The sequence below is a fragment of the Salmonella enterica subsp. enterica serovar Typhimurium str. LT2 genome (assembly GCF_000006945.2).
GTDB lineage: Bacteria > Pseudomonadota > Gammaproteobacteria > Enterobacterales > Enterobacteriaceae > Salmonella > Salmonella enterica.
The window spans coordinates 3,052,866-3,075,517 of sequence record NC_003197.2 but is presented as its reverse complement, the minus strand read 5'-3'; the positions used below and the strand labels follow the sequence as shown (position 1 = coordinate 3,075,517).

Below are 22,652 nucleotides of genomic sequence, written 5' to 3'. Positions count from 1 at the left end.
GTATGAAACCGCGATCGTGTTAATACAATTTCATTTGCTCCTAAATGCTGGCAATCCGGTACGTTAAGCATTTTTTGATATTGGTTTTTGGGCCGCGTTATTCCTTTGAGGAACTACTCATTCCAATTCGTCATTTCATTCACTCTCCTGCGCTCCCTATAGTCGTGTAATCGAAATGTTTAGCAAAAAACGGTATTGCAAAGGAACGGTTATGGATCAAAAACGACTCACCCACCTGCGGCAACTGGAGGCGGAAAGTATCCACATTATCCGTGAAGTGGCAGCGGAATTCGCTAATCCGGTCATGCTGTACTCCATTGGTAAAGACTCCAGCGTCATGCTGCATCTGGCGCGTAAGGCGTTTTATCCGGGTACGTTGCCGTTCCCGCTATTGCACGTTGATACCGGTTGGAAATTCCGTGAGATGTACGCCTTTCGCGATCGTACCGCCAACGCATACGGCTGCGAATTGCTGGTACATAAAAATCCGGAAGGCGTGGCGATGGGCATCAATCCGTTCGTTCACGGTAGCGCTAAACACACCGACATTATGAAAACCGAAGGGTTAAAGCAGGCGCTGAATAAGTACGGTTTTGATGCCGCGTTCGGCGGCGCACGGCGCGATGAGGAAAAATCCCGTGCGAAAGAACGTATTTACTCCTTTCGTGACCGTTTCCATCGCTGGGACCCGAAAAATCAGCGGCCAGAGTTGTGGCGTAACTATAACGGTCAGATTAATAAAGGCGAAAGTATACGCGTCTTCCCGCTCTCCAACTGGACAGAGCAGGATATCTGGCAATACATCTGGCTGGAAAACATCGACATCGTGCCGCTGTATTTGGCTGCTGAACGCCCGGTTCTGGAACGTGACGGCATGTTGATGATGGTGGATGACGATCGTATCGATCTCCAGCCTGGCGAAGTCATCAAAAAAAGGATGGTGCGCTTCCGTACACTTGGCTGTTGGCCGCTCACCGGGGCGGTGGAATCCCACGCGCAAACGCTGCCGGAAATTATCGAAGAGATGCTGGTTTCTACCACCAGCGAGCGCCAGGGGAGGATGATTGACCGCGATCAGGCGGGGTCGATGGAGCTTAAAAAACGTCAGGGGTATTTCTAAGGAGCCGCCATGAACACCATACTTGCACAACAAATCGCCAATGAAGGCGGCGTCGAAGCCTGGATGATTGCCCAACAGCACAAAAGCCTGCTGCGTTTTTTAACCTGTGGCAGCGTTGATGACGGTAAAAGTACGCTGATAGGTCGTTTGCTGCACGATACTCTGCAAATTTATGAAGATCAGCTCTCTTCTCTGCATAATGACAGTAAACGTCATGGCACGCAGGGAGAAAAACTCGATCTGGCGCTGCTGGTAGATGGGCTACAGGCCGAGCGTGAGCAGGGCATTACTATTGACGTCGCGTACCGCTATTTCTCCACGGAAAGACGAAAATTTATTATCGCCGACACGCCGGGCCATGAACAATATACTCGTAATATGGCGACCGGGGCGTCCACCTGCGATCTGGCGATCCTACTGATCGACGCGCGTAAAGGCGTGCTGGATCAGACGCGTCGCCATAGCTTTATCTCCACTCTGTTGGGGATCAAACACCTGGTGGTGGCAATCAACAAAATGGATCTCGTTGACTACCGCGAAGAGACCTTCGCCCGTATTCGTGAAGATTACCTGACCTTTGCTGAACAGTTGCCGGGCGATCTGGACATTCGCTTTGTCCCGCTTTCGGCGCTGGAAGGGGATAATGTCGCCGCGCAGAGCGCCAATATGCGCTGGTACAGCGGCCCGACGCTGTTGGAAGTCCTGGAAACGGTAGACATACAGCGTGCGGTAGACCGTCAACCGATGCGCTTTCCAGTACAATACGTTAATCGCCCAAATCTTGATTTTCGGGGGTATGCCGGCACTCTGGCGTCTGGTAGCGTCAAAGTCGGAGAGCGCATTAAAGTGCTGCCGTCCGGCGTGGAATCCAGCGTGGCGCGTATCGTTACTTTTGATGGCGACAAAGAAGAAGCCTGTGCGGGCGAAGCCATTACCCTGGTACTCAACGACGACATTGATATTAGCCGCGGCGATCTGCTGCTGGCGGCAAACGAGACGCTGGCACCTGCGCGGCACGCTGCGATCGACGTGGTATGGATGGCGGAACAGCCGCTGGCGCCGGGCCAAAGCTACGACGTTAAACTTGCGGGTAAGAAAACCCGCGCGCGTATCGAGGCTATTCGCTATCAGATTGATATCAACAATCTGACCCAACGAGACGTCGAAAGTCTGCCGTTAAACGGTATTGGTCTGGTGGAGATGACATTCGATGAGCCGCTCGCGCTGGATATTTATCAGCAAAATCCGGTGACGGGCGGGCTGATTTTTATCGACCGACTTTCTAACGTTACCGTGGGCGCTGGCATGGTGCGGGAACTGGATGAACGCGGAGCGACGCCGCCCGTGGAATACAGTGCGTTTGAGCTGGAGCTGAATGCGCTGGTACGCCGTCATTTTCCGCACTGGGACGCCCGAGATTTGCTGGGAGATAAACATGGCGCTGCATGATGAGAACGTGGTCTGGCACTCTCATCCCGTTACTGTCGCCGCCCGTGAACAGCTCCACGGCCACCGTGGCGTGGTGCTGTGGTTTACCGGACTCTCCGGTTCGGGAAAATCAACGGTGGCCGGCGCGCTGGAAGAGGCGTTACATCAGCGTGGCGTCAGTACCTACCTGTTGGATGGTGATAATGTGCGCCACGGTTTGTGCCGTGATTTAGGCTTTAGCGATGCCGATCGCCAGGAGAATATCCGGCGGGTAGGCGAAGTGGCCAGCCTGATGGCGGACGCCGGCCTGATTGTTTTGACGGCATTTATTTCTCCGCACCGCGCCGAGCGGCAACTGGTAAAAGAGCGCGTCGGCCACGATCGTTTTATCGAGATTTATGTCAATACGCCGCTGGCTATCTGTGAACAGCGCGATCCTAAAGGGTTGTATAAAAAAGCGCGTGCGGGCGAGTTGCGTAACTTTACCGGCATCGACGCCATTTACGAAGCGCCTGACTCGCCACAGGTTCATCTTAATGGTGAACAATTAGTAACAAATTTGGTTTCCCAATTATTAGACCTGCTGAGACGGCGCGATATTATCAGATCCTGAGACACCACCGGGCTTGTATGCCCGGTATGGTCAAGGTTACAGGATTTAATATGCGTAATAGCCATAACATTACTTTCACAAGGTCAGACGCCTTCATGGTCGACGATGACGCCACCAGTGCATTTCCGGGGGCGGTGGTCGGCTTTGTGTCATGGCTGCTGGCGTTGGGGATCCCTTTTCTGCTTTATGGCCCTAACACGCTGTTTTTTTTCCTCTATACCTGGCCCTTTTTCCTCGCGTTAATGCCGGTATCGGTGATTATCGGCATTGCGTTGCATCTGCTGGTAAAGGGCAAAATACTTTTTAGCATCATGTTTACTCTACTGGCCGTAGGCGCGCTGTTCGGCGCGTTATTTATATGGCTATTAGGGTAGACGGGTTATCACTGCGCCTCCGGTCATAATTCAAACCGTAACCAACAATGAGATTATGTTCTCCTTACTCGGGTATACGTAACATCCGGCAAATGTGGTACATTTGCCGGCGTTGTCGCGGCAATCCCGTCCTGAATGTGGAGTCACAGAGGACGTTATGGGATGATGATGCCGTTTTTCAGGGGGCAGGATGGGTAAACTAACGCTGCTGTTGCTGGCTTTACTGGTCTGGCTACAGTACTCGCTGTGGTTCGGTAAGAACGGCATACATGACTATAGCCGCGTCAACGATGATGTGGTCGCGCAGCAGGCGACAAACGCCAAACTTAAAGCGCGTAACGATCAGCTTTTTGCCGAAATTGACGATCTCAATGGCGGCCAGGAAGCGATAGAGGAGCGCGCGCGCAACGAACTTAGCATGACCAAACCGGGCGAAACCTTCTATCGTCTGGTGCCTGACGCCTCAAAACGCGCGGCAACGGCGGGGCAAACTCATCGATAAACCATCCAGGGATTTAACATGGCAGCCACTTTATTGGACGTTTGCGCCGTGGTGCCGGCGGCCGGATTTGGCCGCCGAATGCAAACAGAATGTCCTAAGCAGTATCTCTCAATCGGTAATAAAACCATTCTGGAGCACTCAGTTCATGCGCTGCTGGCGCATCCTCGGGTGACACGCGTTGTTATTGCTATCAGCCCTGGCGATCATCGCTTTGCCCAACTTCCGCTGGCGAATCATCCGCAAATCACCGTTGTGGATGGCGGCAACGAACGCGCTGATTCCGTTTTGGCCGGGTTACAGGCCGTTGCAAAGGCGCAGTGGGTGCTGGTGCACGACGCGGCAAGACCCTGTTTGCATCAGGATGACCTTGCGCGGTTGCTGGCTATCAGCGAAAACAGCCGGGTCGGCGGTATCCTCGCCAGTCCGGTGCGCGACACCATGAAACGCGGCGAACCGGGGAAGAACGCTATTGCCCATACCGTAGAGCGCGCCGATTTATGGCACGCGCTCACCCCGCAGTTTTTCCCCCGCGAACTCTTGTACGATTGTCTGACGCGTGCGCTGAATGAAGGCGCGACCATCACCGACGAAGCGTCAGCGCTGGAATATTGTGGTTTTCATCCGGCGCTGGTAGAAGGTCGCGCGGATAATATCAAGGTCACCCGTCCGGAAGATCTGGCGCTGGCGGAATTTTATCTGACCCGAACCATCCACCAGGAGAAAGCATAATGCGAATTGGACACGGTTTTGACGTACACGCGTTTGGCGGAGAAGGGCCGATTATTATTGGCGGCGTGCGTATCCCTTATGAAAAAGGGCTATTGGCGCATTCCGATGGCGATGTGGCGTTACATGCGCTGACCGATGCGCTGCTGGGCGCGGCGGCGCTTGGCGATATCGGCAAGCTCTTCCCGGATACCGATCCGGCATTTAAGGGAGCGGATAGCCGCGAACTACTGCGTGAAGCCTGGCGTCGTATTCAGGCGAAGGGGTACACCCTCGGCAACGTGGATGTCACCATTATTGCGCAGGCGCCGAAAATGCTGCCGCATATTCCGCAAATGCGCGTCTTTATCGCCGAAGATCTCGGCTGCCATATGGATGAGGTTAACGTGAAGGCGACGACGACGGAAAAGCTCGGATTTACCGGACGCGGAGAAGGCATTGCCTGCGAAGCGGTCGCGTTGCTGATGAAGGCGGCGAAATGACAGAGTTTGACAATCTCACCTGGCTGCACGGAAAACCACAAGGTAGCGGATTGCTGAAAGCGAATCCGGAAGATTTTGTGGTGGTTGAAGATTTAGGCTTTACGCCGGATGGTGAAGGCGAGCACATTTTGCTGCGTATTTTGAAAAACGGTTGCAATACCCGTTTTGTCGCTGACGCGCTGGCGAAATTCCTGAAAATTCACGCTCGCGAAGTGAGCTTTGCCGGGCAAAAAGATAAACACGCCGTTACCGAGCAGTGGCTGTGCGCGCGCGTGCCGGGGAAAGAGATGCCCGATTTCAGCGCCTTTCAGTTGGAAGGTTGTAAAGTGCTGGAATACGCGCGTCACAAGCGTAAGCTGCGTTTAGGCGCGCTGAAAGGCAATGCCTTTACTCTGGTGTTGCGTGAAATAAGCGATCGCCGCGATGTCGAAACACGATTGCAGGCGATTCGCGATGGCGGCGTGCCGAACTATTTTGGTGCACAACGATTCGGCATTGGCGGCAGCAACTTGCAGGGCGCGCTGCGCTGGGCGCAAAGTAACGCGCCGGTGCGCGATCGCAATAAACGCAGTTTTTGGTTGTCGGCGGCGCGTAGCGCGTTGTTTAATCAAATTGTTCACCAGCGGCTGAAGAAACCAGACTTTAATCAAGTTGTTGACGGCGATGCGCTACAATTAGCGGGGCGTGGAAGCTGGTTCGTCGCGACATCTGAAGAACTGCCTGAATTGCAGCGCCGGGTAGACGAAAAAGAGCTGATGATTACAGCGTCGTTGCCGGGCAGCGGAGAGTGGGGAACACAGCGTGCGGCGCTGGCGTTTGAGCAAGATGCCATTGCCCAGGAAACGGTGTTGCAATCGCTGTTGCTGCGCGAAAAAGTAGAGGCGTCGCGCAGAGCGATGCTGCTTTATCCGCAACAATTAAGCTGGAACTGGTGGGATGACGTTACCGTCGAGTTACGTTTCTGGCTGCCCGCAGGCAGTTTTGCCACCAGCGTAGTAAGGGAACTGATCAACACAATGGGTGATTATGCGCATATTGCTGAGTAACGATGACGGGGTTCACGCGCCCGGTATACAAACGCTGGCGAAAGCGCTGCGTGAGTTTGCTGATGTACAGGTCGTAGCCCCGGATCGTAACCGCAGCGGCGCGTCTAATTCCCTCACGCTGGAATCTTCGCTTCGTACTTTTACCTTTGATAATGGCGATATCGCTGTACAGATGGGGACGCCGACCGATTGCGTCTATCTGGGCGTTAATGCCTTAATGCGTCCGCGTCCGGATATTGTCGTTTCCGGTATTAACGCGGGTCCGAATCTGGGCGATGATGTGATCTATTCCGGTACTGTCGCCGCGGCGATGGAAGGTCGTCATCTCGGCTTTCCGGCATTAGCGGTCTCCCTTAACGGCTATCAGCATTATGATACGGCTGCGGCCGTGACTTGCGCGCTTTTGCGAGGGTTAAGCCGGGAGCCGTTGCGTACCGGGCGTATTCTCAACGTGAATGTCCCGGATCTACCGTTAGCGCAGGTTAAAGGCATTCGCGTGACTCGCTGTGGTAGCCGCCATCCAGCGGATAAAGTAATCCCGCAGGAAGATCCGCGCGGTAATACATTGTACTGGATTGGCCCGCCGGGCGATAAATACGATGCCGGGCCGGATACCGATTTCGCGGCGGTGGATGAAGGCTACGTCTCCGTCACGCCGTTGCATGTGGATTTAACCGCGCACAGCGCGCATGATGTGGTTTCAGACTGGTTAGACAGCGTGGGAGTTGGCACGCAATGGTAAGTGGACGTGTACAGGCTCTTCTTGAACAATTGCGCGCGCAGGGCATCAGAGATGAGCAGGTGCTTAATGCGCTTGCTGCAGTGCCGCGCGAGAAATTTATTGATGAAGCGTTTGAACATAAGGCCTGGGAAAATATCGCTTTGCCGATAGGCCAGGGTCAGACGATTTCGCAGCCCTATATGGTGGCGCGAATGACGGAGCTGCTCGAACTGACGCCGCAATCCAGGGTGCTGGAAATTGGTACCGGTTCCGGCTATCAGACGGCGATTCTGGCGCATCTGGTACATCACGTTTGCTCCGTTGAGCGGATTAAGGGGCTGCAATGGCAGGCGCGTCGCCGCCTGAAGCAGCTCGATTTACATAATGTTTCTACCCGTCATGGCGATGGCTGGCAAGGCTGGCAGGCGCGTGCGCCATTTGACGCTATCATTGTGACGGCCGCGCCGCCGGAAATTCCTACCGCGCTCATGGCACAGTTGGATGAAGGCGGCATTCTTGTTCTGCCCGTGGGCGATGAGCAGCAGTTTTTGAAACGCGTGCGTCGCCGGGGCGGCGAATTTATTATCGATACCGTGGAGGCCGTTCGCTTCGTCCCGTTAGTCAAGGGAGAGCTGGCCTAGTTTGCCCTGCAAACACCCACTCTTACGCCTGATGAAGCCGAAACGAATACCTGGAGTTTTCCTGGTTATTCCCGGTGGGTTAAGCGTATCGTGAACACATTTTCCCGTGTTCACTTAATGCGTTGCACGGTTCTTACGTCACTGGTTGTTAACCAAATTTTTTCCTGGGGGATAAATGAGCGCGGGAAGCCCAAAATTCACCGTTAGTCGCATTGCGGCACTATCACTGGTTTCACTATGGCTGGCAGGTTGTACCAGTTCGTCAAACCCTCCGGCGCCGGTCACGTCTGTGGACAGTGGTTCGTCATCAAATACCAATTCCGGGATGTTGATCACACCGCCGCCAAAAATGGGCGCGACGACGCAACAAACGCCGCAACAAGCGCCGCAAATTCAACCCGTTCAGCGTCCTGTAACGCAGCCCATGCAAACTCAACCGGTCACGGAACAACCCGTGCAGATGGAAAATGGGCGAATCGTATACAATCGCCAGTATGGGAATATTCCGAAAGGTAGCTATACGGGTGGCAGTACTTACACCGTGAAAAAGGGTGATACGCTTTTTTACATCGCCTGGATTACCGGGAACGATTTCCGCGATCTGGCCCAGAGAAACAGTATTTCTGCCCCGTATAGCCTGAATGTAGGGCAAACTTTGCAAGTTGGTAACGCATCCGGTACGCCAATTACTGGCGGAAATGCGATCACCCAGGCGGATGCAGCACAGCAAGGAGTTGTGACCAGGTCTGCACAAAATTCCACCGTTGCAGTTGCGTCTCAACCAACAATTACGTATTCTGAGGGCTCAGGTGAACAAAGTGCTAACAAAATGTTGCCAAACAACAAGCCTGCTGGGACGGTTGTCACAGCGCCTGTAACGGCACCAACGGTAAGCACGACCGAACCAAATGCAAGCAGTACGTCAACCAGCGCGCCGATTTCCGCATGGCGCTGGCCGACGGATGGCAAAGTGATCGAAAACTTTGGCGCTTCCGAAGGGGGCAATAAAGGGATCGACATTGCAGGCAGTAAGGGACAGGCTATCGTCGCAACCGCTGATGGGCGCGTCGTATATGCCGGTAACGCACTGCGTGGTTACGGTAATCTTATTATCATCAAACATAACGATGATTACCTGAGTGCCTACGCCCATAATGATACGATGCTGGTCCGGGAACAACAGGAAGTTAAGGCGGGGCAAAAAATCGCTACTATGGGTAGCACCGGCACCAGCTCTACACGCTTGCATTTTGAAATTCGTTACAAGGGGAAATCCGTAAACCCGCTGCGTTATTTACCGCAGCGATAAAGCGGCGGAACCAGGCTTTGACTTGCTAGTTCCGTCAAGGGATCACGGGTAGGAGCCACCTTTTGAGTCAGAATACGCTGAAAGTTCATGATTTAAATGAAGACGCGGAATTTGATGAGAACGGAGTAGAGGCTTTTGACGAAAAAGCCTTGAGTGAAGAGGAACCCAGTGATAACGACCTGGCTGAAGAAGAGCTGTTATCGCAAGGGGCCACACAGCGTGTGTTGGACGCGACTCAGCTTTACCTTGGTGAGATTGGGTATTCACCACTGTTAACAGCCGAAGAAGAAGTCTATTTTGCGCGTCGCGCACTGCGTGGAGATGTCGCTTCTCGCCGTCGCATGATTGAGAGTAACCTGCGTCTGGTGGTAAAAATTGCCCGCCGTTATGGCAATCGTGGACTGGCGTTGCTGGACCTGATTGAAGAGGGCAACCTGGGGCTTATCCGTGCAGTCGAGAAGTTTGACCCGGAACGCGGGTTCCGCTTCTCAACATACGCAACCTGGTGGATTCGCCAGACAATCGAACGGGCGATCATGAACCAAACCCGTACGATTCGCTTGCCGATTCACATTGTTAAAGAGCTGAACGTATACCTGCGCACCGCACGTGAGTTGTCGCATAAACTGGACCACGAACCGAGTGCGGAAGAAATTGCAGAGCAACTGGATAAACCGGTTGATGACGTCAGCCGTATGCTTCGTCTCAACGAGCGCATTACCTCGGTAGACACCCCGCTGGGCGGTGATTCCGAAAAAGCGTTGCTGGACATCCTGGCCGATGAAAAAGAGAACGGTCCGGAAGACACCACGCAAGATGACGATATGAAACAGAGCATCGTCAAATGGTTGTTCGAACTGAACGCCAAACAGCGTGAAGTGCTGGCGCGCCGTTTCGGTCTGCTGGGATATGAAGCTGCGACACTGGAAGATGTAGGCCGTGAAATCGGTCTTACGCGTGAACGTGTTCGTCAGATTCAGGTTGAAGGCCTGCGCCGTCTGCGCGAAATTCTGCAGACGCAGGGGCTGAATATCGAAGCGCTGTTCCGCGAGTAAGTACCCTTGTCAAAAAAAGGCCAGTCTGTCGACTGGCCTTTTTTTTACCGTTTGTCTTCTGCCAGCAGCGGCGGGATACTCGGCACCATTGGCGCGTCATCAATATCTTTTTGCGTCATGCGAAACGCTTGTGGATAGTGTTCGCGGCTGGTACGGCGTAACGGTTCGGTATCGCGCCAGGTATACAGACAATGCTGACACTGATATACCGTCCAGACTCCTTTTACCGGCGAAGTCGCCATGAGTTCAATATGTGCATCGGCACAGCGTGGGCAAATCATCGGTTACTCCTTATTTACGGTTGGCCAGCATGGCGGTCAGCTTTTCAGCCCAGGCTTTAGTTTCCGGTAAATCAACAACCGGCTGGCTATAGTGACCACGGTTATCTGGCGCAACCGGCGTGGTGGCGTCAATGATCAGCTTGTCGGTAATCCCCGCCGGGCTTGAGCCCGGATCCAGTTCCAGGACGGACATATTCGGTAGCTGTACCAGATCGCCTGCCGGATTCACTTTCGACGACAACGCCCACATCACCTGTGGCAGATTGAATGGATCGACATCTTCATCGACCATGATCACCATCTTCACATATCCCAGACCGTGCGGCGTCGTCATCGCTCGCAGGCCCACCGCACGGGCAAAGCCGCCGTAGCGTTTTTTGGTCGAGATGATGGCCAGCAAGCCGTGGGTGTACATGGCGTTTACCGCCTGCACTTCCGGAAATTCGGCTTTCAGCTGTTGATACAGTGGCACGCAGGTCGCCGGCCCCATCAGGTAGTCGATTTCCGTCCACGGCATACCCAAATAGAGCGATTCAAAAATGGGTTTGCTGCGGTAAGAGACCTTATCGATACGCACCACGGTCATGTTGCGACCGCCGGAATAGTGGCCGGTAAATTCGCCGAACGGTCCTTCAATTTCACGTTTACGGCTTTCGATGACCCCTTCAAGAATGACTTCAGATCCCCACGGCACATCAAAACCGGTCAGCGGCGCGGTGGCGATAGGATAGGGGCTTTCACGCAGCGCGCCTGCCATTTCATACTCTGACTGATCGTATTTCAGCGGCGTTGCGCCCATCAGGGTAATGATCGGATCGTTACCCAACGTGATCGCAATCGGCAGATCTTCCCCGCGCTCTTCAGCTTTGTGCAGGTGCAATGCGATATCATGCATCGGCACTGGTTGCAGACCCAGCTTACGCTTGCCTTTAACTTCCATGCGGTAGATGCCGACATTCTGCTTGCCGAAGTTATCGGGATCGAGCGGATCGCGTGATACCACACAGGCTTTATCCAGATAGAATCCGCCGTCGCCGTCGTTCAGACGAAACAGCGGCAGGATATCAAACAGGTTGATCGCGTCGCCGTCGACGGTATTTTCCGCCCAGCCCGGATTCGCCCGCCGTTCCGGCGCTACCGGAAAATTGTCCCAGCGGCGAATAAATTCATCGATCTGTTTTTTAACCGGCGTGTTAGGCGGCAAACCCAGTGAGATGGCATGGTTCTGCCAGGAACCGATGGTATTCATCGCCACGCGGGCGTCGGTAAAACCACGAATATTGTCAAACCACAGCGCGGGCGCGCCATCGCCGATGCGTCCCGTTGCGTTGGCAGCGGCTGCGAGATCCGGCTCCGCATTCACTTCCTCGCTGATTTTCAGCAGTTGTCCCTGCTGATCCAGCGCATGTAAAAAACTGCGCAAATCATCAAATGCCATTATCCATTCTCCTGTGAAAAATTTGCTGTCTGTCGCAGTCCTTGCCAGCGGCGCGTGCGCGTATGCTCCAGACCAAACTGGTCGAGAACGCGCGCTACGATGTGCTGGATAATATCGTCAACGGTTTGCGGCAGGTTGTAGAACGCGGGCATGGGCGGCACTATCGCCACCCCCATACGAGAAAGCGCAAGCATGTTTTCCAGATGAATCGTGCTGAGCGGCATTTCCCGCGGCACAAGCACCAGCTTGCGACCCTCTTTCAACACGACATCGGCAGCGCGTCCCACCAGCCCCTCGGCATAGCCGGCGCGAACCCCCGCCAGTGTTTTCATACTGCAGGGGATAATAATCATGCCGTCGGTACGAAATGAGCCGGAGGAAATGGTCGCCGCCTGATCGGCCGGGCTATGACAATAATCTGCCAGGGCGGCTACCTCAGCGGGCGTGTAGGGCGTCTCCAGTTCAATAGTGGTTTTCGCCCACTTTGACATTACCAGATGCGTTTCAACATCAGGTATCGCCCGCAATGCCTGGAGTAGCTCGACGCCAAGCGGCGCGCCGGTCGCACCGGTCATCCCCACAATCAATCTCATTTCTTACCTCAAATATCGTTCGTATACGAACATTTTGATCAAAATACGCCCACACGGCCTTTGCGACAAGATCGCTCCCGACGCCTGCGCACGTTTAGCTAAAGCATTCGTCATTAAAAAACCGTGCATAAGTCGTTATGATAGAAAAAGTTAATTTATCCGGAGCGCTCATGGAGTTACGAAACACCGCGTTTCATCTGTTACGCCAACTTTTTCAGCAACATACCGCACGCTGGCAGCATGAACTACCGGAGCTCACCAAACCTCAATATGCGGTGATGCGCGTTATTGCTGAACATCCGGGTATTGAACAGGTCGATCTGACCGAAGCGGCGGTCAGCACTAAAGCGACGCTGGCGGAGATGTTAAGCCGGATGGAAAATCGTGGGCTGGTAAAACGAGAAAACGATCCGCTGGATAAACGTCGGCGTTTTGTCTATCTCACCGTTCAGGGCCAAACGTTGCTCACCGCCGCGATACCACTGGGGGATCGCGTTGACGATGAGTTTTTGGGGCGACTGAGCGCTGAAGAACGCGAACAGTTTACGCAACTGGTACGCAAGATGATGACGTAAGCGGCTTGCGCCGCTTCGCTATTGTTTGGCCATCAGCAGTGAGATATCCACTTTGGCCAGCGCCCGAATTGCGCTTTCCGGCAGGCCGTCATCGGTGACGATTTGGTTGAATTCCGCCAGCGGTAACGCCAGCCACGTCGCGACCTGGCCGTATTTGGTCGCGTCGCACACCAGAATTTTTTGGCGGCTGGCGCTGGCGACGGCCCGTTTCACCGTGACTTTATCTTCTGCCGGCGTTGAAATACCGCGCACGCTCCAGGAAGAGGCGGAAATAAAGGCCTGGTCAATCATCAGCCCGCGCAAAAGCGTCGCCGCGGCTTCACCGACGCACGACCGGTTTTCCCGGCATACCGCCCCGCCAGTGTGAATAATTGTGCAATTGCTATTGTCCATCAGGTAATCGGCGATAACGAAATCATTCGTCACCACCGTAAGTTTATTCATCGTAACCAGCTGCCTGGCAATCGCCAGCGTGGTCGTACCTGCATCAAGGTAGATACAGCTTTCTGGCTGTACCAGGCTGGCGGCCAGTTTGCCAATTGCCGCTTTCTGCGGCGTCGCCAGTTCGGTTTTGATCTGATGCGAGGGTTCGTGCGCCACGCGAGTCGATGATTGCACGCCGCCAGAGACCTGGATTACCGCGCCTTGCTGCTCCAGTTTTTGTAAGTCACGGCGGATAGTCATGTGGGATACATGCATGCGCTCGGTCAGTTCAGCGATACTGACGATGCCTTTCTCCGCTACCATATCAAGAATGATTTGTCGACGCTCAGTAGGTATCAACGTCTGCTCCTTTCTTTAGTCCTGTCGCGATTTTACGCGATTTCTCGTCACAGCGTGTGAAGTTCTATGAGGATTGCCTTCACAAAAAATAACACATTTTGTTATTTTTTGTGAAACAACTCACCGCAATTGTTTACAAAAACGCCTATATTCACATAACAAAACATAATATCACGTAAATTAACATGGAGTGATAATGACAACAGGAACCGATTTTCATGTCGGCATTGTGGGGCTTGGCTCAATGGGAATGGGCGCTGCGCGTTCATGCCTGCGCGCCGGGCTTTCCACATGGGGGGCCGATCTTAACCCGCAAGCGTGCGCGAATCTGCTCGCTGAAGGGGCTTGTGGGGCTGCCGCCAGCGCCAGGGAGTTCGCCGGCGTCGTGGATGCGTTAGTCATTCTGGTCGTCAATGCCGCCCAGGTCAGACAGGTGTTATTCGGTGAGGATGGCGTCGCCCATCTGATGAAACCCGGAAGCGCGGTGATGGTTTCGTCCACGATCTCAAGCGCCGACGCGCAAGAGATCGCCGCGGCGTTGACGGCATTGAATCTTAACATGCTGGATGCGCCGGTTTCCGGCGGTGCAGTAAAAGCGGCGCAGGGCGAAATGACGGTGATGGCCTCCGGGAGCGAGGCGGCGTTTACCCGCCTGAAGCCTGTGCTGGACGCCGTTGCCAGCAACGTTTATCGCATCAGCGATACGCCGGGCGCAGGCTCAACCGTCAAAATCATTCATCAACTGCTGGCTGGCGTGCATATTGCGGCGGCGGCCGAAGCGATGGCGCTGGCCGCGCGGGCCGGTATTCCTCTGGACGTGATGTATGACGTCGTGACCCATGCCGCCGGCAACTCCTGGATGTTTGAAAACCGTATGCAGCATGTCGTTGACGGCGACTATACCCCGCGTTCGGCCGTCGACATTTTTGTCAAAGATTTGGGGCTGGTTGCCGACACGGCGAAAGCGCTGCGCTTCCCCTTACCGCTGGCCTCTACGGCGTTAAATATGTTCACCAGCGCCAGTAACGCCGGTTATGGCAAAGAGGATGACAGCGCTGTGATCAAAATTTTCTCGGGGATTACTCTGCCTGGCGTCACGCCTGAGGAGCCGTCATGTTAAAAATTGGCGTCATTGCCGATGATTTTACCGGCGCGACCGACATCGCCAGTTTTCTGGTCGAAAACGGGATGCCGACAGTGCAGATCAATGATGTCCCAACCGGGACGCAACCGGAAGGGTGCGACGCGGTGGTTATCAGCCTGAAAACCCGCTCATGCCCGGCGCAAGAGGCGATAAAACAATCGCTGGCGGCGCTGGTATGGCTGAAAAAACAGGGCTGCCAGCAAGTCTATTTCAAATATTGCTCGACTTTCGATAGTACCGCCGAAGGCAATATCGGCCCGGTCACCGATGCGCTGATGGTGGCGCTGGATACCTCATTTACCGTGATTTCTCCCGCGCTGCCGGTTAACGGACGCACGGTTTATCAGGGCTATCTGTTTGTCATGAACCACTTGCTGGCGGAGTCCGGTATGCGCCACCACCCAATCAATCCGATGACCGACAGCTACCTGCCGCGTCTGATGGAAGCGCAGGCGCAAGGGCGCTGCGGCGTTATTCCAGCTCAGACGCTTGATGAAGGCGTTGCCGCGACCCGTGCGGCGCTGTCGCGTTTACAGCAGGAAGGATATCGCTACGCAGTACTTGACGCGCTCAATGAGCGGCACCTGGAAATCCAGGGCGAGGTTTTGCGTGATGCTCCGCTGGTGACCGGCGGTTCCGGGCTGGCAATGGGGCTGGCGCGTCAGTGGGCGAAGCACGGCGTTTCTCAGGCCCGTTCCGCAGGCTATCCGCTGAGCGGCCGCGCGGTGGTGCTTTCCGGTTCCTGTTCGCAAATGACGAATCAGCAGGTGGCTTTCTATCGACAACATGCTCCCACACGCGACGTTGATGTGGCGCGCTGCCTGTCATCCGAGACGCGCGAGGCCTACGCTGAAGCGCTGGCGCAGTGGGTGCTCAGTCAGGACAGCGAACTGGCGCCAATGATTAGCGCCACCGCCTCCACGCAGGCGCTGGCCGCCATCCAGCAGCAATATGGCGCTACCGAAGCCAGCCATGCGGTAGAGGCGCTCTTTTCCCTGCTGGCTGCTCGCTTAGCGGAAGGCGGTATCACCCGGTTTATTGTGGCGGGCGGCGAAACCTCGGGCGTGGTGACGCAAAGCCTCGGTATTACCGGTTTTCACATCGGACCGTGCATTTCACCCGGCGTGCCGTGGGTCAACGCGCTCCATGCGCCAGTCTCGCTGGCGCTAAAGTCAGGTAATTTTGGCGATGAATCCTTTTTCATCCGCGCTCAAAGGGAGTTTCAGGTATGACGATACTGGCAAAAGAAGAGCACGCTTTGCGAGAAGAGATGGTCAGGATAGCCGCCTCGTTTTTCCAGCGCGGCTATGCCACCGGCTCGGCAGGCAACCTCTCGCTGTTACTGCCGGACGGCAATATTCTGGCGACGCCCACCGGTTCGTGTCTGGGTAATCTCGACCCGCAGCGGCTATCCAAAGTGGACCCGCAGGGCGAATGGCTCAGCGGCGATAAACCGTCTAAAGAGGTGCGTTTTCATCTGGCGTTGTATCGCAATAACCCTTGCTGCAAGGCCGTGGTACATCTGCACAGCACCTGGTCAACGGCGCTTTCCTGTCTCGAAGGGCTGGACCCGCAAAATGTGATTCGCCCGTTTACCCCCTATGTGGTGATGCGGATGGGCGACATTCCGCTGGTTCCCTACTATCGCCCGGGGGATGACCGAATTGCCCGCGATTTGGCTGCGCTGGCGGCCCGGCATCAGGCCTTTTTACTGGCTAATCATGGGCCGGTCGTGTGCGGGGAGAATTTGCAGGAAGCCGCTAATAATACCGAGGAGCTGGAAGAGACGGCAAAGCTGATTTTTATCCTTGGCGAACGCCCGATTCGTTATTTAACCACCGAAGAAATTGCGCAGTTAAGGAGATAACCCGATGCCGCGTTTTGCCGCCAATTTGTCGATGATGTTTACCGAAGCGCCGTTTATCGAGCGTTTTGCCGCCGCTGCTGAAGCCGGTTTTCAGGCCGTTGAGTTTCTGTTCCCCTATGACTTTGCCGCCAGCGAGATTAAAGCCCAGCTATCGCGTCATAATCTGACGCTGGCGCTGTTTAATACTTCGGCGGGCGATACCGCGGCGGGCGAATGGGGACGTGCCGCGCTACCGGGGCGCGAACACGACGCGCGCGCCGATATCGATCTGGCTCTGGAATACGCTCTGGCGCTGGAATGCGAGCAGGTTCACATCATGGCGGGCGTCGTGCCGGATGGCGCTGATGGCGCACGTTATCGCGCCACGTTTATCGATAATTTGCGTTATGCCGCCGACCGGTTTGCCGCCCACGATAAACGTATTTTGATCGAAGCGCTGAGTCCCGGCGTTAAACCCGGCTACCTCTTTTCCAGCCAATATCAGGCGCTGGGCATCGCAGAAGAGGTTGACCGCCCGAATGTGTTCATCCAGCTCGACACTTTCCACGCGCAAAAAGTGGATGGCAATTTGAGTCACCTGATTCGCGAGTATGCGGGCCGCTATGCCCATGTACAAATCGCCTCGCTACCGGACAGACATGAACCGGATGATGGCGAGATCAACTACCCATGGCTGTTCCGGCTGTTCGATGACGTAGGTTATCGCGGCTGGATAGGCTGCGAATACCAACCACGGAATACCACTCAGGACGGGCTTGGCTGGTTTAACGCCTGGCGCTAACCCTGAACTACCCTACACAGCAATAAAGAGGACATCCGGATGCAGATTATCATTACCGGCGGGGGCGGCTTTTTAGGCCAGAAACTCGCAAGCGCCTTATTAAACTCATCGCTGGCGTTTAACGAACTGCTTCTTGTTGATTTAAAAATGCCTGCACGGTTATCAGATTCCCCTCGTTTACGCTGCCTGGAGGCTGACTTAACCCAGCCGGGCGTGCTGGAGAGTGTGATTACCGCTAATACCTCTGTTGTTTATCATCTCGCTGCGATTGTCAGCAGTCATGCGGAAGACGATTTCGATCTGGGATGGAAAGTTAACCTGGATCTTACCCGCCAGTTACTTGAGGCGTGTCGTCGACAACCGCAGAAAATTCGTTTTGTCTTCTCCAGCTCGCTTGCCGTTTATGGCGGTACGCTGCCGGAATGCGTCACCGATACCACCGCGCTCACGCCGCGCTCGTCTTATGGCGCGCAGAAGGCCGCCTGTGAACTGTTGGTCAACGACTATACCCGCAAAGGCTATGTGGATGGGCTGGCGCTGCGTTTGCCGACGATCTGTGTTCGCCCGGGTAAACCAAACCGCGCCGCTTCTTCTTTTGTCAGCGCGATTATTCGTGAACCGTTGCAGGGCGAGACGACCGTCTGCCCGGTGTCGGAAAGTTTGCGGCTGTGGATTTCCAGCCCGGCGACGGTGATCCATAACCTGTCGCTGGCCGCAACGTTACCCGCGCCTGGCGAGGCGAGCAGCATCAACTTACCCGGGATCAGCGTAACCGTGGGCGAGATGCTGGAAACGTTGTGTCAGGCGGGCGGCCAGGCGGCGCGCGATCGGGTTACGCATCAGCGCGACGAAGGCGTCGAGAAAATTGTTGCCTCCTGGCCGGGACGTATCGATAACCAGCGTGCGCTGGCGTTAGGTTTTGTCGCCGATAAACGCTTCGATGACATTATCGAACGCTTTCGACAAGATGATATGGAGGGGAGGTCATGACAAGTTTACCGACCCCAATTATCGGTCTGATCGTTGCCGTTTTCGTGCTGGTATGGCTGGTGTTACGCACCCGTGTTCATGCGCTGATCGCGATGCTGGCGGCGGCCTGTATTGCCGGTCTGTTGGGGGGAATGGGCATTGATAAAACGCTCTCTGTCATCACCAGCGGATTCGGTACGACGCTGGGCAGCATTGGCCTGGTGATTGGTCTCGGCGTAATGATGGGGCGCTTGCTGGAGGTTTCCGGCGCGGCGGAGCGTATCGCCTGGAGCTTTATCAAATGGCTGGGGAAACGCCGTGAAGAGTGGGCGCTGGCGATCACGGGTTATATTGTCAGCATCCCCATTTTCGTCGATTCCGCTTTTGTCATTCTTTATCCGGTGGCGAAAGCGCTGGCGAAAAGCGGTAAGCGTTCGCTACTGACGCTGGGCGTCGCGCTGGCGGGCGGGCTGGTGGTCACTCACCATACGGTACCTCCGACGCCCGGTCCGCTGGGGGTAGCCGGGATTTTTAACGTCGACATCGGCGCAATGTTATTGACCGGGATGGCGCTGGCGGTGCCCTGTGTGATCGGCATTGTGTTCTATGCGCAGTGGCTGGATAAACGCTACCCTGATTTCGTGCCGCGCACGCTGAACGCCGATGAAGTCAATGCCGCGCTGGAGCAGTACAATAAAGAGAAAGAGCAAAAGGAACTGCCGAGCCTGACGCTTTCTCTGCTGCCTATTGTGGTGCCGATCGTGCTGATCTTCCTGAAGGCTATCTGTTCCACCCTCGCCACTGTAGAAGGATGGTCCGGCCTGGCGACGCATCCGGTGGTACAGGCAATCAACTTTGTGGGAAGTCCGGTGATCGCGTTGGCCATCAGCGTTCTGCTGGCGGTGTATACGCTGGTGCCGCGCATGGATAAACATACCACCGCAGAGCGTCTGGAAGAGGGCTTGCAAAGCGCCGGGATTATCTTACTGGTCACGGGCGCTGGCGGCGCGTTGGGCGCGATCCTGCGCGACAGCGGCGCGGGGCAACAGCTGGCGGAGCAGGTTGCCAACCTGCCGATCTCGCCGATCCTGATCCCGTTTATCGTGGCGACGTTGGTACGCCTGATTCAGGGATCGGGGACGGTGGCGATGATCACTGCCGCCTCGATTTCCGCGCCGATCCTGGCGCAGATCCCCGGCATCAATATGTTGCTTGCCGCTCAGGCCGCAACGATGGGGTCGCTGTTCTTCGGCTACTTCAACGATAGCCTGTTCTGGGTGGTTAACCGCATGATGGGTGTCTCTGATGTCAAACAGCAGATGGTGGTTTGGTCTGTACCGACGACCATTGCCTGGGCGATTGGCGGCACCGGCGTGGTGCTGATTAACCTGCTGTTCGGTTCCGGCGGTAGTTGGCTCGATCCGTTACTGCCGATTGTTGTTCTGGCGGCAATTATGCTGTGGGTGCGTTGGCAGGCGCAGGGGATCAAAGACAAGCTGGTAGTTAAGGATTAAGACAGTATTATCCGTCCGGGAGCGCAATGCTCCCGGACTGGCTACGATGATGGGGCGTGCTCCCCGCAATCCCATTGCGAACGTAAAAAATCAATAAATGCGCGTACTTTTGTCGATACATGGCGGGCGTCCGGGTAAACGGCATAAATGCCCTGACGGGGAAAATGATAGTCGGGTAACACGTGAATTAACGTTCCATCCTCCAGTGCGGTGTTGACTAACCATTGCGGCAGTAATGCGACGCCGCTTCCCGCGAGAGCGAAGGCCATCAGCGAGCGCGCGCTGTCGACAGAAATTTTGCCGGCTTTGCTTATCTCCAGGCGTGAGTGTTGGCCATGATTACTCGTTACTGTCCACCGTAGCGGCGTAGGTAATCGCTCATGAATAATCCATTCCGCCTGAGCCAACGACTCCAGCGACGACACGGGGTTGCGGGCGAGCCACTGCGGCGCGGCGACCGGCAGAATGGTAAAGCGGGATATCAGCGCGGCGCGATAGCGGGAGTCGGCCAGCGAGCCAAGCCGAATCGCCACATCAAAGCGCTCGGCAATTAAATCGGCATGATGTGATGAGGACATATGCCGAATACGGAGATCGGGATGGCGCTGACTAAACTGCGCCAGTAACGGAATGATCACCTGTTCGCCAAACTCGGGCGTAGTGGTAATACGTAACTCGCCGCCCAGCCCACTATGGCTGGCACGCACTTCATCCTGCAAATTTTTCGCTGCGTTGAGTAAATTCACGCCTTTTTGGTAAAAGAGGACGCCGGCGTCTGTGAGCGTCAATCGTCGGGTGGAACGTAGCAGTAACGTTACGCCAAGCTCTTTTTCAAGCTGCCGAATATTAAAACTCACTACCGCTTTTGTTTGGCCCGATGCGGCGGCGGCGGCCGTGAAGCTGCCGCTATCTACCACGGCGATAAACAGCGACATACGCTGCAAATTGAGCATGGCGAGCTCCTTTACTGTCAAAATTATTTTGACAGTATATCGTTGAAGCGCGGACTTATCTGGCTTTCTCCGGACGGCTACATTAGCGCCTCTGACGGAGGATGCATAATGACGTATCGCAGTAAAGTGGCAGTGGTTTACCTGCTCGGCTTCTTTCTTGATCTGATTAATCTGTTTATTGCCAGCGTGGCTTTTCCTGCGATGTCCGTGGATCTGCATACGTCCATATCGGCGCTGGCATGGGTGAGTAACGGTTATATCGCAGGATTAACGCTGATCGTTCCGTTTAGCGCGTTTCTTTCGCGTTATCTCGGCGCACGACGGCTGATCATATTTTCGCTCATTCTGTTTAGCGTTGCCGCCGCTGCCGCAGGTTTTGCCGATTCATTACACAGCCTTGTTTTCTGGCGTATTGTGCAGGGGGCGGGCGGTGGCTTATTGATCCCGGTTGGTCAGGCGTTAACCTGGCAACAGTTTAAACCGCATGAACGCGCTGGCGTGTCATCGGTTGTCATGATGGTGGCGCTACTGGCGCCGGCATGTTCGCCTGCGATTGGCGGGCTGCTGGTGGAAACGTGCGGCTGGCGCTGGATATTCTTTGCCACGCTGCCGGTGGCCGTTCTCACCTTATTGCTCGCTTATCGTTGGCTGAATGTCGCGTCGACGACAATGGCGTCAGCAAGATTGCTCCATCTGCCGTTGTTGACGGACAGGCTGCTGCGTTTTGCCATGATCGTCTATCTGTGTGTGCCGGGTATGTTCATTGGTATCAGCGTGGTCGGGATGTTTTATCTACAGAACGTCGCGCAGCTATCGCCTGCGGCGGCGGGGTCGCTGATGATCCCCTGGTCGATCGCTTCATTTGTCGCCATTATGCTTACCGGACGTTACTTCAATCGGCTTGGGCCGCGTCCGCTGATTATCGTCGGCTGTCTTCTTCAGGCCGCAGGGATACTGCTTTTAACTAACGTTACGCCTGCGACATCGCACCGTGTACTGATGATGATATTCGCCTTAATGGGCGCTGGCGGCAGTTTGTGCAGCAGTACCGCGCAGAGTGGCGCTTTCCTGACTATTGCTCGCCGGGACATGCCTGACGCCAGCGCGCTATGGAATCTTAATCGTCAGATCAGCTTTTTCCTTGGCGCGACGCTGTTGACGCTGCTGTTAAATGCGCTCCAGCGCGTTATGTCGCTTGAGGTTGCTTATCGCTGGACCTTTATTGCCGCCGCCGGTATCACCCTGCTGCCCCTTATTTACGCTGTCTGTCTAAACAATAGACAGGCGCTTCTGTGCCTGAAAAAGGAAAGATCATGAATCCATATAAAGAAGAAATTATTCATGCCCATGCGGCGATTGAGAACTGGCTTAGTAAGGGGGTGGGTAGCCTGGAGGCGTTGATAGCGCGTTTCGCTGCTGATTTTACGATGATAACGCCAGGCGGTGTTTGTCTGGATTATCCGGCGCTGGGCGCTTTTTTCCAGGCGCAGCGCGCGTGTCGCCCGGGTCTGGTTATCGTGGTTGAGCACATTGACCTTGTGGCGGAGTGGCCGGAAGGCGCCGCGCTGCGTTATCGTGAGCGACAGCAACTGCCGGGCCAGGCCGAGACGGTACGCTGGTCGACGGTCATTTTAAAAAGGGAAAGAGGACGGATAGTCTGGCGTCATTTACACGAAACGACAGTCACAGCCTGAAAAGCCTGTTCCGGCGCGCAGACCCGATAGCGCGGCGCTATCG

At 55.2% G+C, this 22,652-nt stretch carries 26 protein-coding genes and 29 other annotated features; of the genes, 21 read left to right on the top strand and 5 right to left on the bottom strand.

The features are described from left to right. Nucleotides 1-131 precede the first annotated feature (131 nt). Nucleotides 132-140 (top strand) — a -35 signal (putative -35_signal for cysD; RegulonDB:STMLTH004566). The 12 genes from cysD (at nucleotide 132) to rpoS (ending at nucleotide 10,017) form a co-directional block, all read left to right on the top strand. Then, nucleotides 132-1,120 (top strand): ATP-sulfurylase, subunit 1 gene (gene cysD / locus STM2935; protein NP_461856.1). Within the gene, nucleotides 212-1,120 belong to an annotated coding region; the region does not span the whole gene. Its footprint overlaps the feature before it by 9 nt. Next, nucleotides 148-156, top strand: a -10 signal (putative -10_signal for cysD; RegulonDB:STMLTH004566). Its footprint overlaps the gene before it by 9 nt. Beyond that, nucleotides 201-206 (top strand) — a ribosome-binding site (putative RBS for cysD; RegulonDB:STMS1H002992). Further along, nucleotides 1,119-1,124 (top strand) — a ribosome-binding site (putative RBS for cysN; RegulonDB:STMS1H002991). After that, nucleotides 1,119-2,569, top strand: a protein-coding gene (cysN, locus tag STM2934) for an ATP-sulfurylase, subunit 1 (RefSeq protein ID NP_461855.1). Within the gene, nucleotides 1,130-2,569 belong to an annotated coding region; the region does not span the whole gene. It overlaps the preceding feature by 6 nt. The genes cysD and cysN overlap by 2 nt, the downstream gene beginning before the upstream one ends. After that, nucleotides 2,543-2,548, top strand: a ribosome-binding site (putative RBS for cysC; RegulonDB:STMS1H002990). (Overlaps the previous gene by 6 nt.) Next, the gene (gene cysC, locus STM2933) for an adenosine 5'-phosphosulfate kinase (RefSeq protein ID NP_461854.1) occupies nucleotides 2,543-3,161 on the top strand. Within the gene, nucleotides 2,556-3,161 belong to an annotated coding region; the region does not span the whole gene. Before cysN ends, cysC begins: the two co-directional genes overlap by 27 nt. A 7-nt stretch (nucleotides 3,162-3,168) precedes the next feature. Further along, nucleotides 3,169-3,174 (top strand) — a ribosome-binding site (putative RBS for ygbE; RegulonDB:STMS1H002989). Beyond that, the gene (gene ygbE / locus STM2932) for a putative inner membrane protein (protein NP_461853.3) occupies nucleotides 3,169-3,535 on the top strand. Within the gene, nucleotides 3,179-3,535 belong to an annotated coding region; the region does not span the whole gene. It overlaps the preceding feature by 6 nt. A 179-nt stretch (nucleotides 3,536-3,714) precedes the next feature. Beyond that, nucleotides 3,715-3,720 (top strand) — a ribosome-binding site (putative RBS for ygbQ; RegulonDB:STMS1H002988). Further along, the gene (gene ygbQ, locus STM2931; protein ID NP_461852.1) for a putative Septum formation initiator occupies nucleotides 3,715-4,037 on the top strand. Within the gene, nucleotides 3,726-4,037 belong to an annotated coding region; the region does not span the whole gene. Its footprint overlaps the feature before it by 6 nt. A 6-nt stretch (nucleotides 4,038-4,043) precedes the next feature. Continuing rightward, nucleotides 4,044-4,049 (top strand) — a ribosome-binding site (putative RBS for ispD; RegulonDB:STMS1H002987). Beyond that, nucleotides 4,044-4,766, top strand: a protein-coding gene (gene ispD / locus STM2930; protein NP_461851.1) for a 4-phosphocytidyl-2C-methyl-D-erythritol synthase. Within the gene, nucleotides 4,056-4,766 belong to an annotated coding region; the region does not span the whole gene. Its footprint overlaps the feature before it by 6 nt. Then, nucleotides 4,752-4,757 (top strand) — a ribosome-binding site (putative RBS for ispF; RegulonDB:STMS1H002986). Its footprint overlaps the gene before it by 6 nt. After that, nucleotides 4,752-5,245 (top strand): 2C-methyl-d-erythritol-2,4-cyclodiphosphate synthase gene (ispF, locus tag STM2929; RefSeq protein ID NP_461850.1). Within the gene, nucleotides 4,766-5,245 belong to an annotated coding region; the region does not span the whole gene. The genes ispD and ispF overlap by 15 nt, the downstream gene beginning before the upstream one ends. Further along, nucleotides 5,231-5,236: a ribosome-binding site (putative RBS for ygbO; RegulonDB:STMS1H002985), on the top strand. (Overlaps the previous gene by 6 nt.) Next, the gene (ygbO, locus tag STM2928) for a putative hydrogenase subunit (protein NP_461849.1) occupies nucleotides 5,231-6,291 on the top strand. Within the gene, nucleotides 5,242-6,291 belong to an annotated coding region; the region does not span the whole gene. Before ispF ends, ygbO begins: the two co-directional genes overlap by 15 nt. After that, nucleotides 6,262-6,267: a ribosome-binding site (putative RBS for surE; RegulonDB:STMS1H002984), on the top strand. Its footprint overlaps the gene before it by 6 nt. Further along, nucleotides 6,262-7,033, top strand: a protein-coding gene (gene surE, locus STM2927; protein NP_461848.1) for a survival protein, protein damage control. Within the gene, nucleotides 6,272-7,033 belong to an annotated coding region; the region does not span the whole gene. The genes ygbO and surE overlap by 30 nt, the downstream gene beginning before the upstream one ends. Beyond that, nucleotides 7,010-7,015: a ribosome-binding site (putative RBS for pcm; RegulonDB:STMS1H002983), on the top strand. (Overlaps the previous gene by 6 nt.) Next, nucleotides 7,010-7,653 (top strand): L-isoaspartate protein carboxylmethyltransferase type II gene (pcm, locus tag STM2926; RefSeq protein NP_461847.1). Within the gene, nucleotides 7,027-7,653 belong to an annotated coding region; the region does not span the whole gene. Before surE ends, pcm begins: the two co-directional genes overlap by 24 nt. Before the next feature lie 56 nt (nucleotides 7,654-7,709). Beyond that, nucleotides 7,710-7,718 (top strand) — a -35 signal (putative -35_signal for nlpD; RegulonDB:STMLTH004565). Beyond that, the gene (gene nlpD, locus STM2925) for a lipoprotein (protein ID NP_461846.1) occupies nucleotides 7,710-8,962 on the top strand. Within the gene, nucleotides 7,829-8,962 belong to an annotated coding region; the region does not span the whole gene. It overlaps the preceding feature by 9 nt. Next, nucleotides 7,730-7,738: a -10 signal (putative -10_signal for nlpD; RegulonDB:STMLTH004565), on the top strand. (Overlaps the previous gene by 9 nt.) Then, nucleotides 7,818-7,823 (top strand) — a ribosome-binding site (putative RBS for nlpD; RegulonDB:STMS1H002982). Before the next feature lie 49 nt (nucleotides 8,963-9,011). After that, nucleotides 9,012-9,017, top strand: a ribosome-binding site (putative RBS for rpoS; RegulonDB:STMS1H002981). Next, nucleotides 9,012-10,017, top strand: a protein-coding gene (rpoS, locus tag STM2924; protein NP_461845.1) for a sigma S (sigma 38) factor of RNA polymerase. Within the gene, nucleotides 9,025-10,017 belong to an annotated coding region; the region does not span the whole gene. (Overlaps the previous feature by 6 nt.) 44 nt (nucleotides 10,018-10,061) lie before the next feature. Here the strand turns inward: rpoS and STM2923 are convergent. The 3 genes from STM2923 to STM2921 all read right to left on the bottom strand — a co-directional run bounded on the left by STM2923 (nucleotide 10,062) and on the right by STM2921 (nucleotide 12,335). After that, the gene (locus tag STM2923; RefSeq protein NP_461844.1) for a putative cytoplasmic protein occupies nucleotides 10,062-10,305 on the bottom strand. Within the gene, nucleotides 10,062-10,298 belong to an annotated coding region; the region does not span the whole gene. Then, nucleotides 10,300-10,305: a ribosome-binding site (putative RBS for STM2923; RegulonDB:STMS1H002980), on the bottom strand. It overlaps the preceding gene by 6 nt. A 3-nt stretch (nucleotides 10,306-10,308) precedes the next feature. Beyond that, nucleotides 10,309-11,744, bottom strand: a protein-coding gene (locus STM2922) for a putative 3-polyprenyl-4-hydroxybenzoate decarboxylase (RefSeq protein NP_461843.1). Within the gene, nucleotides 10,309-11,736 belong to an annotated coding region; the region does not span the whole gene. Then, the gene (locus tag STM2921; RefSeq protein ID NP_461842.1) for a putative flavoprotein occupies nucleotides 11,736-12,335 on the bottom strand. Within the gene, nucleotides 11,736-12,329 belong to an annotated coding region; the region does not span the whole gene. Before STM2921 ends, STM2922 begins: the two co-directional genes overlap by 9 nt. Beyond that, nucleotides 11,739-11,744 (bottom strand) — a ribosome-binding site (putative RBS for STM2922; RegulonDB:STMS1H002979). Its footprint overlaps the gene before it by 6 nt. Next, nucleotides 12,330-12,335, bottom strand: a ribosome-binding site (putative RBS for STM2921; RegulonDB:STMS1H002978). (Lies within the gene STM2921.) A gap of 157 nt (nucleotides 12,336-12,492) precedes the next feature. After that, nucleotides 12,493-12,498 (top strand) — a ribosome-binding site (putative RBS for STM2920; RegulonDB:STMS1H002977). Between STM2921 and STM2920 the strand changes: the two genes are divergently transcribed. Beyond that, nucleotides 12,493-12,904, top strand: a protein-coding gene (locus STM2920) for a putative transcriptional regulator (RefSeq protein NP_461841.1). Within the gene, nucleotides 12,500-12,904 belong to an annotated coding region; the region does not span the whole gene. It overlaps the preceding feature by 6 nt. A gap of 18 nt (nucleotides 12,905-12,922) precedes the next feature. On the opposite strand, the gene ygbI is transcribed toward STM2920, so the two are convergent. Beyond that, the gene (gene ygbI / locus STM2919) for a putative regulatory protein, deoR family (protein NP_461840.1) occupies nucleotides 12,923-13,699 on the bottom strand. Within the gene, nucleotides 12,923-13,687 belong to an annotated coding region; the region does not span the whole gene. Then, nucleotides 13,694-13,699: a ribosome-binding site (putative RBS for ygbI; RegulonDB:STMS1H002976), on the bottom strand. It overlaps the preceding gene by 6 nt. 173 nt (nucleotides 13,700-13,872) lie before the next feature. Then, nucleotides 13,873-13,878: a ribosome-binding site (putative RBS for ygbJ; RegulonDB:STMS1H002975), on the top strand. Here ygbI and ygbJ point away from each other — a divergent pair. The 6 genes from ygbJ to STM2913 all read left to right on the top strand — a co-directional run bounded on the left by ygbJ (nucleotide 13,873) and on the right by STM2913 (nucleotide 19,962). Beyond that, nucleotides 13,873-14,807 (top strand): 3-hydroxyisobutyrate dehydrogenase gene (gene ygbJ / locus STM2918; RefSeq protein NP_461839.1). Within the gene, nucleotides 13,884-14,807 belong to an annotated coding region; the region does not span the whole gene. Its footprint overlaps the feature before it by 6 nt. Next, nucleotides 14,790-14,795, top strand: a ribosome-binding site (putative RBS for ygbK; RegulonDB:STMS1H002974). It overlaps the preceding gene by 6 nt. Next, nucleotides 14,790-16,063, top strand: a protein-coding gene (gene ygbK, locus STM2917) for a putative tRNA synthase (RefSeq protein NP_461838.1). Within the gene, nucleotides 14,801-16,063 belong to an annotated coding region; the region does not span the whole gene. Before ygbJ ends, ygbK begins: the two co-directional genes overlap by 18 nt. Continuing rightward, nucleotides 16,045-16,050: a ribosome-binding site (putative RBS for ygbL; RegulonDB:STMS1H002973), on the top strand. (Overlaps the previous gene by 6 nt.) Beyond that, the gene (gene ygbL / locus STM2916; protein ID NP_461837.1) for a putative fuculose phosphate aldolase occupies nucleotides 16,045-16,698 on the top strand. Within the gene, nucleotides 16,060-16,698 belong to an annotated coding region; the region does not span the whole gene. The genes ygbK and ygbL overlap by 19 nt, the downstream gene beginning before the upstream one ends. Then, nucleotides 16,689-16,694: a ribosome-binding site (putative RBS for ygbM; RegulonDB:STMS1H002972), on the top strand. Its footprint overlaps the gene before it by 6 nt. Next, the gene (ygbM, locus tag STM2915) for a putative endonuclease (protein ID NP_461836.1) occupies nucleotides 16,689-17,479 on the top strand. Within the gene, nucleotides 16,703-17,479 belong to an annotated coding region; the region does not span the whole gene. The genes ygbL and ygbM overlap by 10 nt, the downstream gene beginning before the upstream one ends. A 32-nt stretch (nucleotides 17,480-17,511) precedes the next feature. Further along, nucleotides 17,512-17,517 (top strand) — a ribosome-binding site (putative RBS for STM2914; RegulonDB:STMS1H002971). Next, the gene (locus STM2914; protein ID NP_461835.1) for a putative nucleoside-diphosphate-sugar epimerase occupies nucleotides 17,512-18,469 on the top strand. Within the gene, nucleotides 17,519-18,469 belong to an annotated coding region; the region does not span the whole gene. It overlaps the preceding feature by 6 nt. Continuing rightward, nucleotides 18,459-18,464: a ribosome-binding site (putative RBS for STM2913; RegulonDB:STMS1H002970), on the top strand. Its footprint overlaps the gene before it by 6 nt. Then, nucleotides 18,459-19,962 (top strand): putative permease gene (locus STM2913; protein NP_461834.1). Within the gene, nucleotides 18,466-19,962 belong to an annotated coding region; the region does not span the whole gene. The genes STM2914 and STM2913 overlap by 11 nt, the downstream gene beginning before the upstream one ends. 41 nt (nucleotides 19,963-20,003) lie before the next feature. Here STM2913 and STM2912 read toward each other — a convergent pair. Next, nucleotides 20,004-20,936 carry a putative LysR family transcriptional regulator gene (locus tag STM2912; RefSeq protein ID NP_461833.1) on the bottom strand — a complete coding sequence of 311 codons (933 nt, stop codon included), beginning with the start codon at nucleotides 20,934-20,936 and terminating at the stop codon, nucleotides 20,004-20,006. 80 nt (nucleotides 20,937-21,016) lie between these two features. Continuing rightward, nucleotides 21,017-21,022: a ribosome-binding site (putative RBS for STM2911; RegulonDB:STMS1H002969), on the top strand. Here STM2912 and STM2911 point away from each other — a divergent pair. Both STM2911 and STM2910 read left to right on the top strand, forming a co-directional pair. After that, nucleotides 21,017-22,232, top strand: a protein-coding gene (locus tag STM2911) for a putative permease (RefSeq protein ID NP_461832.1). Within the gene, nucleotides 21,024-22,232 belong to an annotated coding region; the region does not span the whole gene. (Overlaps the previous feature by 6 nt.) After that, nucleotides 22,222-22,227, top strand: a ribosome-binding site (putative RBS for STM2910; RegulonDB:STMS1H002968). Its footprint overlaps the gene before it by 6 nt. After that, nucleotides 22,222-22,609 (top strand): putative cytoplasmic protein gene (locus STM2910; RefSeq protein ID NP_461831.1). Within the gene, nucleotides 22,229-22,609 belong to an annotated coding region; the region does not span the whole gene. The genes STM2911 and STM2910 overlap by 11 nt, the downstream gene beginning before the upstream one ends. Nucleotides 22,610-22,652 lie beyond the last annotated feature (43 nt).